We start from the raw sequence: 12,669 nt of genomic DNA on the forward strand, positions 1-12,669 counted from the left end.
TTAACCAATACGCATTCCTGGTTGAGCTCCAGATTGAGGCTCTAAAATCCAAAGCCCTGGATGTGCATCTCTATCCGCATGAGCTGCAGATAAAACCATGCCTTCTGATACACCAAATTTCATTTTTCGAGGAGCTAAATTTGCTACGACTACAGTCAGTTTCCCAATTAAATCCTCTGGATCGTATGCAGATTGAATGCCTGAGAAAACATTGCGGTTACGGCCTTCTCCAATATCCAGTGTTAATTGCAAAAGCTTAGTAGAGCCTTCAACTTTTTTACAATCAACAATTTTCGCAACACGCATATCAATTTTTGCAAAATCATCTATAGTGATAGTTTCTCCAATTGCTTGACCACCTGGCAGGATAGTTTCATTTTCAGAAGCAGAATCTGTATCTGATTTTGAAGCAGCTTCTTTGCTAGAAGCTTCAATTAAATCGTCCAATTGTTTTTCCTCAACTCTTTGTAATAAATGTTTAAAAGGATTTGTTGTGAGAGGCTCATCGTATGCATCCTCCCAAGTTAAATCTTTGCTTAAATTAAAAAGGTCCTTATATATCGATAAGCTAAGCTTAGGAGTTATCGGATATAGCCATGTGCATATCGCTTTAAATCCAGCTATAGCTTGCGAGCAGATATCTTGTAACTGAGCTTTAGTCTCATCGCTCGCTTCATTAAATCCTTTTGCTAGAACCCATGGTTTCGCTTGATCAAAGTCAGTATTTATCTTATCTGCGAATGCCATGATTGCACGTATCGCTTTTGAATACTCAAAGCTCCCCAAGTCCGCTTTTATCGTCTCAGTTGTAGATTTAATCTCATCGAAAAGAGTCTTTGAGCTTTCACTATAGCCTAATTTTCCATCGAAAAATCTATTTATAAATGTGCTTGCTCTGCTGGCAATGTTCACGTATTTACCCACTAAATCTGAATTAACGCGCACAATGAAATCTTCAGCTGTGAAATCCACGTCTTCCACTTTCGAGCTTAACTTAGCGGCTATGTAATAACGAAGATATGCTGGATTTAAGCCAACTTCAAGAAACTTCAAAGGTGAAATTCCCGTACCACGGCTCTTAGACATCTTCTCGCCTTTGATGGTTATAAAGCCATGCACCTGTATCCTATCTGGTACTTTGCGTTCTGAAAATTTAAGCATAGCAGGCCAAAACAATGCATGAAAATAGATAATGTCTTTACCGATAAAGTGTATTTGTGCCGTATCACCATTAGGGTCCACAATCGCATCAAAATCCAAGCCTTCTTTTTTTGTAAATGCTTTAAGAGCCGCTAAATAACCTACTGGTGCATCAAGCCAAACATAAAAATATTTGTCTTTTTGATCAGGAATAGGAATACCAAAATAAGGCGCGTCACGAGATATATCCCAATCCCCTAGCTTGCTTTCATTTTCCGAATCGCCCAACCACTCCTTTGTCTTAGCTAACACTTCATTTTGAAGATGCGGCGTTTCGAATTGTCCACTGCTATTAGTCCACTGATGAAGAAATTCAATACATCTCGAATCGGATAAATTAAAAAAGAAATGCTCAGAACTTCTAATTTCGGGCTTAGCCTTTGAAAGAGTAGAGTATGGTTCGATTAAGTCTGTAGGTGCATAAACAGCTCCGCAACTCTCGCATGAATCCCCGTATTGGTCCTTCGCATGACATTTAGGGCATTCGCCTTTAATATACCTATCAGGAAGAAACATCCCCTTTATAGGGTCAAAAAATTGCTCAATCGTTTTTGAGGATATAAAGCCATTAGACTTAAGTACCTTATAGATATCTTGTGAAATTTCCTTGTTTTCTTCACTATGAGTGCTGTGCCAGAAATCATGTTCAATTTCAAAGCCATTTAAGTATTTTGGTCTTTCGCTGGCAATGCGTCCGACTAGCTCCTCTGGTGTGATTCCCTCAGCTTCAGCTTTAAGCATAATTGGGGCACCATGTGCATCATCCGCACCCATAAAATAAACAGTGTGCCCCGACATTCGCATAGACCGAACCCAGATGTCGGCCTGAATATATTCCATAATATGACCGATATGAAAAGATCCATTTGCGTATGGTAATGCTGTGGTAGCAAATATGGTGCGTGCCATGTGTGTCCTATTTTGTTTTTGTTTCTACAAAGTCAACGTCCGTGATTTCTTCAGGCTCACGGCGGCTATAAGTCGGATGTCTAAATTTTTCCGCAAAGTCTTTCTGAGTTTTAACGGCTTTAGATCTTGTGCGTTTCATATAGTCTCCGAATGAGAAGGCTCTCCCAGTTAATTTATTCGCAATGAACATAAAACCTCCAATAATGAAGGCAATTAAAATCAAAAAGAGAACTAATAAAAAGCCAAGAATTGTAATCCCTATAATAAAAATATTTTGCAAGATACCAAGGATTAATTCCATTAAACAAACTCCTATACTTTATGAGGTGTTTTAATCCTGAAAGACTAAAACAAGATATTATTACAGAAATCGATATTTAAATGTATACCCATGAATGAAACAGAACTCATTATCGAAACTTTAAGTCAACTAAAAGACCCACTTACAGGCCTTGAGCTAAGAGGAATTCTTAAGCCATCACATGTAAAAAACGAAAGTGGTACCTACAAAGTTAACTTTCCAGTTGGGTATAGTTTAAGTGATAACGAAATTTTAAATCTTCAAGAGCAAGCTAGGAATTTACTAGTTTCAAATGACTTAAGAAATGTGGATATAAATTTCGATACCACAGTAAGAAAACATAAAGTGCAAACTGGACTAAAGCCACTGGAGAAGATTAAAAATATTATTGCCATAGCATCAGGAAAAGGCGGTGTCGGAAAGAGTACTTGTGCAATTAATATTGCTATTGGTTTATCTCAATTAGGGGCTAAAGTAGGTTTGCTTGATGCGGATATATATGGCCCGAGTGTCCCTACCATGATGGGTTTACATGAAAAGCCTCAGATAAATGCAAATCAACTTATGGTCCCTCATTACAAACATGGTATTTGGACAAATTCCTTTGGCTTTTTAGTTGAGGATGATGTGGCAGCCATTTGGCGTGGGCCTATGGTTGTGCAAGCTTTAAATCAATTGATTTCTTATACTGATTGGCCAGAGTTAGATTACTTAATCGTGGATATGCCTCCTGGAACTGGAGATATCGCTTTGAGCATGTCACAGAAAATACCAGTGGTTGGAGCTGTGATTATCACGACACCTCAAGATCTCGCTTTAATGGACGTTAAGCGTGGAGTTGCAATGTTTGAAAAAGTGGGGGTCCCAATTTTGGGAGTGGTGGAGAATATGTCCATTTTCATTTGTCCTAATTGCGGGCATTCGGATCATATTTTCGGCAAAGATGGTGGCCTCGAACTGGCGAAAAAAATGGGATTGCAGTATTTGGGGGCATTGCCAATAGAAATAAAAATTCGAGAGGGCTCTGATGCGGGTGTTCCATTAACTTTAAACAATCCTGACGCAGAGGTTTCAAAAATCTATCGAAACATATCGAGACAGATTGCAATATCTATTTCGAGGACTCCAAACGATATGGCCCATAAAATGCCTAACGTTGTGGTACAAAGTTAAAGATATAATTAACATTTGTTTAAATTATTGCTTCAGGAAAGTTCATGAGAGTAAGCACATGGCTCAGGCTATGTCTTTTATTTTCAATATCTGCCTCATCGTCTGCTAATCATAAGCCAGAGGTCCTTCTCATTCCGAGTGGTCTATCACCGGAAGAACTTACCGCCGTCCAAAAAGCTATTAGTGCCGTAGTGCGTCAAGCCGATGACCAAGATGGAGGCGAGGCGGCACGTATCAGAAGAAAAGGTCATGAGGCAGTTGTGACTGCACTTGCAACTATGGGTTATTATTCTCCATTAGTGACACTTGAAGTAGGTCAAGACATTGGAGGCGATACTTGGGATATTTCCATAGAAGCTGGTGAATTAAGTAAAGTTACTCAGGCCACGACTCAGTTCAAAGGTGCGATAACTAAACCTAAACATGTCACTAGAGTCCAAAGTATCAAAGCTTCATGGGAATTGCCCGAGGGAAGTGCTTTCATTAATAAAAATTGGTCTGAGGCTAAAACAGATATATTGGATGAAGTGCTACAAAGAGATTTTTATCTTGCCCAACTTCGTCAGACTAGGGCTGTTGTAGATCCAAAAAAATCTTCAGTTGAAACATTAGTGCTTATCGATAGTGGGCCCGAAGTTAAATTGGGTCATATTGAAATTTTTGGCCTTAGGCGTGTACCTAGGAAAATTGTTGAAAAATATCTAAATTACAAACCAGGTAGAGCTTACGATAGAAACGATTTCGATAAGTGGGTTAGTCTCTTACAGCAAACTAATTATTTTCGTGGCGTTTTTATAAACCCTATCGTTCCTAATGATCCAGATATTATGAACAGGGAAGTGATTGAGCTACCAGTTCAGGTTAGGGTTACCGAGGCACCAGCAAGTGTATTGACAGGTTCAATAGGTGTGGATGATAGTGTGGGTGCCCATGCTGAAGCGGTTTATAGACAGAATATTATTATCCAACAGCCACTTGTTATAGAAGGCGGTGTAGGAGTCGATAAGAAAGCTCAACGTGCTTATTTTGATGTTTACTTTCCTCCAAATCAGAATCACTCAGTCGATAGCATGGGGGTTATGGTTCGTAGATCAAATATAAATAATGAGAAAGTTTTGCGTTTTGGTTTTGGATTTAGAAGAAAACGCGACTTCAAACTTGATCCAGACAGTAATGTTGAATGGTCAAACGGTTGGGCGATTATGGCGAATCGGGATAGGATTAAGAGACCTGAAGATCCGATAAATAAAGATTATGTATTGCCATCCGTAGTTGCTACTTATGAAGTTGTCCGCCGCGATATAAAGTCAAAAGAAGACCCTCGTGCGGGAAATGCATTTGGAATGGGTGTAGGCATTGGGCGTAATCTGAAGCAGCAAAGAATGTTCTACAGAGCCTCGATTCGTGGTCAGTACTGGTTTCCAGTAGGAAAGCGTGATGTTGTGACCATTCGTGGAGAAATTGGTCGTGTATGGGCTAGTGAAGGGACTTTATATCCCGATGATTTTGCCTATCGAACTGGTGGAGCACGTTCAATTCGCGGTTATAAATATTACGGTCTTGGGAAATCCATAGGTGACACCATAGTTGGAGCTAAGAATCTGGCTGTAGTAAGTGCAGAGTATCAAAAATATTTTGATGACACATTTGGCATGTCAGCTTTTATTGATATAGGAAATGCGACCGAAAAACTTCGTGACATGAAGCCTAAGGTCGGTATTGGTGTTGGAGCTTTAGTTAAAACTCCAGCTGGCCCATTAAAAGCGGATTTAGCATGGGCTATAAACGATAAGAAAATTCGGCTCCACTTCACGCTAGGAGCTTCGTTCTAATATGAAAGCATTATTAAGAATTTTCCTGGTCCTCTTTCTACTGTTTTTGATTATTTTCGGTGTAACTTTTTATACCGTGATATTTACAAATTTTGGTCTTAGGATTATGACTGACCATGTATTGCCAAAAGCTGGAATTCATGCGGACGATGTGCAAGGCAATCTTTGGGATGGCATATTAATCGGAAATTTATTGGTTGATACACCAACTATTAAAGTTGATGCCCAAGGATTGGCCCTAAAAGCCAAGTTAGCCAAATTACTCGATAGACAAGTTTATATCTCATCCTTTACTGGTCGTAATTTACATATGCAAATTGTGGCTAAGGATGCTGCAGAAGTTGTTGAAGATGTAGCCAAAGAAGTCGATAAAAGAGAAGGTAGTGTAATTGAATATCCAAGCCTACCTGTAGACATAATTGTGGAGCGCGCCAGTCTTTATAACTTTGATATTCAACAAACGGTAAAGAAAGGGAACATTCTTAAAGAAAGCCCTCCTATGGTTGAAATAGCAGGCAAGGTTGATGATTTAAAACTTAATTTTTTAAGAAAAAAACATCTTGATTTTGAACTTGATTCAAACATTACACTAACTGGTCAGGGCTATCGCATCACATCAGATATAAAAGGTGAGGGTTCGGGTTTAAGTCCTGTTGTTTGGGATAATCTTAATATTGATGCAAAACTAGATGATAAGAGCCTTCTCTTAAATCAGGCAGTTGTAGGTGAAGCAAAAATTCTTATCGATTCTAGTAAGCAAATTAAGCCTCTTGTTGATATTCAAATTGGAGATAATAAACTTCATATCGGCGGATCATTGCCTATTGAAAAGGGTGAGCAATCTGAAGGGATTTTATTAAAAGCGACCGCCCCTAAATTGGATAATATGGCACCAGGGGCTGGTAAATCATTAACACTTGATGCAAGAATAACGGGAGATATTGCTGCTCATAAATTTAAGGTGAATGGAGTGTATGAGCCATTGCCAGATTTTCCTTTAGGAAAGGATAATTTATTAATCGATATCGAAGCTTCTGGTCAAGGTTCAGATAAGTCTTGGATTGGGGATATCACGAAAATTGATATTCATAATAATGAAAATAAACTTTTTAATAACGCCCCAATTCATATCGATGTGCAGTTTGGTCCGCCTGCAGAATGGAAAATAGCTGAAACTGAGTTGGTATTTGAACGTAAGGGTATGACGGATACTGTTATAATTCATGAATCGAGTCATGGTTTTAAAAATCAAATTTTCTCTGAAGGTTATGTGCAAGATTTGATGTATGAAAATCAACTCTACGATGCTAGATGGAACCTTAAAAAAGCACCACTTCTTGAGGCGGATATAACTCTGTCACGTAAGGGTGAAGAGAGCCTAGATCTTCAAAAAAATCCACTTTTAAATGTTAAGGAATTAATTCTCAATCTAAAAGCAACTCCTGAAGAAAAACTAGTTGTTAATTTGAAAGGTCATGGTGAATCAACTGAAGTTAAGGGTGATTTCATCGTTGACCCAAAAAATATGATTGGTTTTGAGACAGGCGAAATCGATATCACCCTCTCAAATGGAACTTCTTTAAAAGGCAATATTGGCCCTGATGCAGAGGACGAGCAATCCATTGCATTAAACGTAAATACTAATCGATTAGATGTTGAATTGCTTACTGCAGGAGCAGTTAAAGACTCTGTTATTAATGGAAATATAAACGGAATACTAAGATTAAATAAAAACAAAATTCCTACTAAAGGCAGTCTTAAACTTGATATCTCTAAAGATAGTAAATGGTTGGGCAAACCTATTTCAGGGGTTGCGGATTTAAAATTCGTTCCATTTGATGAAGAGCTTGTAGAAAACTCAACTATATTCACCCCCGTGTTATATATATTCGGGAAAGCCGATACCAATTTAAAAATCGGTTCTAACTCTATAGTTTCAAGCGGCTCTTTCGGTAGGCCAGACGATAAACTCCAGGGTAAAATCGATGCCCCTAATTTCAAAGAATTATGGCCCACATTAGAAGGGGGTGCGAAAATCGAGGGCTCTACAACAGGTACTGCTGCAAGACATACCACTACAGGTAAACTGCAATATGCACCAAATGGCTTTGGTGGAAAAGATCCACAAATTATTGATTTATCTGGTTCGGTGACAGGAGGATTGATTACTGCTGGTGATGAAATTAAAGCTTGGGCTGGTGAATTAACTAATATTAAATCAGAATTCGAAAAATACAATTTATCGAGTGACGATTCTATTCATATTGAGATTAAGAAGGAGAGCGATCTTAGTGATTTAAGTTGGAAAGTCACTAAAGGTACACTTAATCTAACCATGCCTAATAAGCATGTCATAACTCTGAATCATATCAATTCAGAAGGTCAAGGGAATAAGTGGCGCTCCTCTGGAGAAATTAAAAACATAGTCCTTGATAAGTACTTAAGCGATTTCACAAAAATGCTTGAATTCGAAGAGAATTCTGGTCCTGGTGGAATAGTCGTTAGAAATCCAGCAGATAAAAAATCTAGTGATTTAAAAGTTGATGCCCAGTGGGGTATTGAATTTGATGAAGCATTGCGTGGAGGCTTAGTTGTTAAGCGGGTTTCGGGCGACTTTGTATTGCCACGTAGTAATAATAAACATATGGGTATTCAAGAGTTTGATATCAAGGCAAACTTTGCTCCAACCACTGGAAATCGCAGTGATTTTAATGCGTCGATTGTTTTAAATACCAATACTACAGGTAACCTTAAGATTGTTGCAAAAGTACCATTTATTGGGTTACAACCCCAATTAAGAAGCGGTACTCAAGTTACGGCCGTCGGAAAAATTAATGATATTGCATGGGTGTCCGCTTTTACGGATGATTTGCTAGAACTTGGAGGGGAAGCTGATTTTGATATAAAACTTAATACAAAATCAGATGGAAATTGGACTACGACGGGATATCTTAATGCGAAAAATTTGAAGATTGTTGAAGTCGAAAATGGGGTGCGTTTCTTAGAAGGTACACTAAAATCACATCTTGATTCTGGACGATACTTTATAGATGAATTAACGTTCCCAAGTGTGTTTCGCGTAAAACCAAATGAGCCTCGCACAAGATTATGGGTCGATAAAAATGGATCTGGGGGGTATTTTAAACTTAACGGTTTCTGGGATTTAGTCGATTCAAATGGAGAATTTAAAGCTGAAGTTCGTAAATATCCAATCGTTCAAAGATCGGACCGTTTCATAATGGTCAGTGGCAATGGTGAAATAACCGCTCCTCTTCCTCAAATTAATATCACTGGTGATTTCACTACGGATGCTGGCTTTGCGAGCGTTGATATTCTTGAGTCGACTCCTAAACTTGATAGCGATATCATCATTCTAAAAGAAGGTGAGGCAAATCCTGCACCACGAAAAACTGATACTAAATTAGATTTAGATATCGATTTTAATTTGGGAAATAGATTCTTTATTGTGGGTCTTGGACTTGATTCAAAAGTTAGAGGTTCATTAAATATCGTAAAAAAAGATGGTCCTATTTCTGCAGAAGGTATGTTTGAGACTGATGGCGGAAAAATTGAAGCTTATGGTCAGCAGTTATCCATCGAAAAAGGACAAATTACATTTAATGGAGCTATCGAAAATCCAAACCTTGATATAGAGGCGATTCGCAAAGGATTTGAAGTTGAAGCAGGTATTCGAGTCCAAGGAAATGCAAGATTACCTAAGATCTCACTTGTCTCATATCCTGATGTGAGCGAAGTTGAAAAACTCTCATGGCTAATTATGGGTAGGGGGCCAGATAGTAGTGGTGCCGATTTGGCTTTGCTTTTATCTATCGGTACTTCATTGCTTGGTGGTGAGGAACCACTTTATAGAAGGCTCGGAATAGATAATATTGGTGTGCGTTCAGGGGCAGTGGGTGCGAGCGGAGCGATATTGCCACAAAGATCTGTTGCAGATAGTACTTCATATCGAGGTAGTGAAACTTCAGAGCAATTACTGTATATCTCAAAACAATTAACAGAAAAATGGTCTGCTGCTTTGGAACAATCCATATCAGGGGGTGGTACAGTTATACGAGCAAGTTATAAATTATTCGAGAACGTAACGGCCGATATTAAAGCTGGTTCAGTGAATGGTATAGAATTAATTTACAAAAGAGTATTTAAGTTTTAGTTTTATATGGGTATTAAGAACGATAGATGGATTCGAGAACACGCACTCAATGGCATGATTACACCTTATGAAGAAGGTCAGGTGCGTTACGTAAACGATAATAAAATTGTAAGTTACGGCACTAGTAGTTATGGATATGATGTTAGATGTGCACGTGAATTCAAAATATTTACAAACATTAATTCCACTATAGTCGATCCGAAAAAATTCGACGAAAAATCATTTATTGATTTCGAAGGTGATGTTTGCATAATTCCGCCTAATTCTTTTGCTCTTGCAAGAACCGTTGAGTACTTTAAGATTCCGCGTGATGTCTTAACGATATGTCTTGGAAAAAGCACATACGCGCGTTGCGGAATAATCGTTAATGTCACACCACTTGAGCCAGAGTGGGAGGGGCATGTAACACTGGAATTTTCGAATACGACGCCATTGCCAGCGAAAATATATGCAAATGAAGGCTGTGCTCAATTCTTGTTTTTAGGGGCGGACGAGATTTGCGAAGTATCCTATAGAGACAGAGGCGGCAAGTATCAAGGGCAAGAGGGCGTGACATTGCCACGAATCTAATGCAACTGAGCCAATCTTACGATATAGTCGTAATTGGGGCAGGGGCCTCCGGGCTTATGTTTGCGGCTGAACTTGCGGGTTGCACTGGTATGGAGGTTTGTCCCTTCAAAGATTCATTACGAATTTGTTTGCTTGATCATGCAACACGACTTGGAGAGAAGATTCGCATTAGTGGCGGTGGACGATGCAATTTCACAAATAAAAAAGTAACTCCAGATAATTTTGTTTCCAAGAATCCAAAGTTTGCAAAGCATGCATTAAATGCATATAAGCCCGATGATTTCCTACGATTATTAGCGTAACTCAGTAGAATGGGTTCTTAAAAATGATGTGCAGTACTTTACACGCGATGGAAGTCATGCAATCGTGAATCTGCTTCTTAAACACTGTGATACACCAAATATTGAAATACATAATCCTGTAAGTGTGCTTGAGATGCAAAAGGAAGGCGATGAATTTAGGATTATTTGCGATAAAGGTGAGGTTAGAGCAAAGTATTTAATCATTGGCACAGGCGGTATGGCTGCACCAGCAGTGGGTGCAACGGATTTCGGACTTCATATTGCTCGCAAATTTGGTCACACTATTGTTCCTGCAAACCCTGCATTGGTGCCCCTTGTGTTTGATCCAAAAGAGTGGGAGCCATTTTCGCAGCTAGCAGGCGTAAGTCTGAGGGCCATTATTGCAATTGGTGGATGCGTTTTCGAAGATGATATGCTTTTTACACATAAGGGTCTGTCGGGGCCATTAATATTAAATGCATCATCATATTGGAATGAAGGTGAAGAACTTAGCATTAATTTGTGTCCTAGCATTGATTTAGCTGAAGTATTAATTGAAGCGAGTAAATCGAGTGGATCGAATAAGTCAAAACCAGCTTCGATATTAGAGCAATATATGCCGAAAAGGCTTGAGGCGGTGATGGTGGGGGCATTGCCACCTAATAGGAATCTATCGGAATTAGGACATAAGGCTTTGCGACAACTGGCCGACTCGATTCATAATTTTCGTGTGAAACCGACGGGCACTCAAGGATATAAAAAAGCGGAAGCCATGTCTGGAGGCGTGGATACGAAGGAAGTTGACCCGAAATCAATGCAAAGCAAGCTCGTGGACGGCCTATATTTCATAGGCGAGGTCCTCGATATTACGGGCCATTTAGGTGGCTATAATTTTCAGTGGGCGTGGTCGAGTGCCGTCACATGTGCTCGGGCACTCAAATCGAGATTATCCGAATAACCTTTTCTCTGCGATGCGCGTACCTTCCACTAAGCTCTCAAGCTTGGCCCATGCGATTTGATGATGTAATCGGCCGCCCAAACCGCAGTCGGTAGATGCGATAACATTTTCAGGGCCTACGAGCTCGGCAAATCTTATGACCCGCTCTGCCACTAGCTCAGGGTGTTCTACTACATTTGTGCTGTGGCTTACGACACCTGGCACAATTTTCGTCCCTGGTGGCAATGCATGGTCTTTCCACAATGTCCATTCATGAGCATGTCGCGGTGATGATGCTTCAAAACTATAAGCGCCAGCATTTACAGCCAAACTCTGGTCCACAATATCCTTAAATGGTATATCCGTAGTGTGCGGTCCATGCCAAGACCCCCAGCAGATATGTAGTCGCACTAGCTCACGTGGAATCCCTTCGATAGCACGATTTATAGCATCGATGCGAAGCTGCAACCAATCCTGATAATCTTTTATCGATGGCTCGGGATTGATTTGATCCCATGATTCAGCTAAGTCAGGTGCGTCTAGCTGCACTATAAATCCAGCATCCGTAATCGCTTTATATTCGTGTGCCATGGCCCTTGAGCAGGCATCTAGCACCTCCTTGTCTGAAGCATAAAATTCATTTTTGATGCGTGCACACGACCCAGGCGATAGGGCGGCAATGAATCCGCGGTCAACCCCATATTTTTCAAATGCGGCTTTCATAAGTTTTATATCGGTTTGTACTTGATCAAGCCCGATATATGTTAGTTCTGAGGTTATTTTTGGATTTCCAACTTTTTTGCGGCCTGTGAAGATTCCTGAATCGGGGTCTTCGTAAGCTTCTTTGAATTTGACGCGGTCGCGTCGATCTGTAAATGAGGTTAGTTTTATATCACCTGGGGCTGAACGGACCTTATCTTGATTGGCCCAACGATCTTCGTCGGTTAAAGTTAGGCCACCTAAGCGACTAAATGAATAGTTCCACCAGGCACCGTAATCAACTGCACCGCTTGTAATATGGCCATATTCGCCCTCATTTATGATATCTAATCCGATATCGACTTGACGTTTTACAACACTATCTACGGCCGATTGCAGAATTTCAAAAAATTCCTTATCGTCAATTTTGTTTGCGGCTCTTCTCTCATTGGCCTCAAGAAGTTCTGGTGTTCTGGGCAAAGAGCCCACATGACTAGTTAAAATTTTATTGCTCATAAATGGCTCCTTATTTCATAAGAGAATATACCCGTTAACTTCTATAACCACCATTATATTTAAATAAAGAAAAGTCATAA

9 protein-coding genes are annotated in these 12,669 nt (G+C 39.7%); 6 read left to right on the forward strand and 3 right to left on the reverse strand.

Annotation, left to right across the window (positions count from 1 at the left end):
- Both metG and T432_RS0105075 read right to left on the reverse strand, forming a co-directional pair.
- Positions 1-2,109 carry a methionine--tRNA ligase gene (gene metG / locus T432_RS0105070; protein WP_028884425.1) on the reverse strand — a complete coding sequence of 703 codons (2,109 nt, stop codon included), beginning with the start codon at positions 2,107-2,109 and terminating at the stop codon, positions 1-3.
- A gap of 7 nt (positions 2,110-2,116) precedes the next feature.
- Complete coding sequence (locus tag T432_RS0105075; RefSeq protein ID WP_028884426.1) at positions 2,117-2,410, reverse strand: hypothetical protein; 294 nt, start codon at positions 2,408-2,410, stop codon at positions 2,117-2,119.
- Positions 2,411-2,500: 90 nt separating this feature from the next.
- On the opposite strand from T432_RS0105075, the gene apbC reads away from it, so the two are divergent.
- The 6 genes from apbC to T432_RS07945 are packed head-to-tail and all read left to right on the forward strand — an operon-like array spanning position 2,501 to position 11,395.
- Complete coding sequence (gene apbC, locus T432_RS0105080) at positions 2,501-3,583, forward strand: iron-sulfur cluster carrier protein ApbC (RefSeq protein ID WP_028884427.1); 1,083 nt, start codon at positions 2,501-2,503, stop codon at positions 3,581-3,583.
- A gap of 44 nt (positions 3,584-3,627) precedes the next feature.
- A complete protein-coding gene (locus T432_RS0105085) occupies positions 3,628-5,415 on the forward strand; it encodes an autotransporter assembly complex protein TamA (protein ID WP_028884428.1) in 1,788 nt (595 codons plus the stop codon).
- A 1-nt stretch (position 5,416) separates the two neighbouring features.
- Positions 5,417-9,586, forward strand: a complete 4,170-nt coding sequence (locus tag T432_RS0105090) for a translocation/assembly module TamB domain-containing protein (protein ID WP_028884429.1) — start codon at positions 5,417-5,419, stop codon at positions 9,584-9,586.
- A 6-nt stretch (positions 9,587-9,592) separates the two neighbouring features.
- Positions 9,593-10,156 (forward strand): dCTP deaminase, encoded by a 564-nt coding sequence (gene dcd / locus T432_RS0105095; protein ID WP_028884430.1) that lies wholly within the window; start codon positions 9,593-9,595, stop codon positions 10,154-10,156.
- Positions 10,156-10,458 (forward strand): NAD(P)/FAD-dependent oxidoreductase, encoded by a 303-nt coding sequence (locus T432_RS08750; RefSeq protein WP_282705280.1) that lies wholly within the window; start codon positions 10,156-10,158, stop codon positions 10,456-10,458. Before dcd ends, T432_RS08750 begins: the two co-directional genes overlap by 1 nt.
- A gap of 28 nt (positions 10,459-10,486) precedes the next feature.
- Positions 10,487-11,395 carry a BaiN/RdsA family NAD(P)/FAD-dependent oxidoreductase gene (locus tag T432_RS07945; RefSeq protein WP_282705281.1) on the forward strand — a complete coding sequence of 303 codons (909 nt, stop codon included), beginning with the start codon at positions 10,487-10,489 and terminating at the stop codon, positions 11,393-11,395.
- Here T432_RS07945 and T432_RS0105105 read toward each other — a convergent pair.
- Positions 11,384-12,589 (reverse strand): cobalamin-independent methionine synthase II family protein, encoded by a 1,206-nt coding sequence (locus T432_RS0105105; protein WP_028884431.1) that lies wholly within the window; start codon positions 12,587-12,589, stop codon positions 11,384-11,386. The two genes, T432_RS07945 and T432_RS0105105, sit on opposite strands and share 12 nt — an antisense overlap.
- Positions 12,590-12,669 lie beyond the last annotated feature (80 nt).

Origin of the sequence: Taylorella asinigenitalis ATCC 700933 (assembly GCF_000687755.1) — a bacterium.
Taxonomy (GTDB): Bacteria; Pseudomonadota; Gammaproteobacteria; order Burkholderiales; family Burkholderiaceae_B; genus Taylorella; species Taylorella asinigenitalis.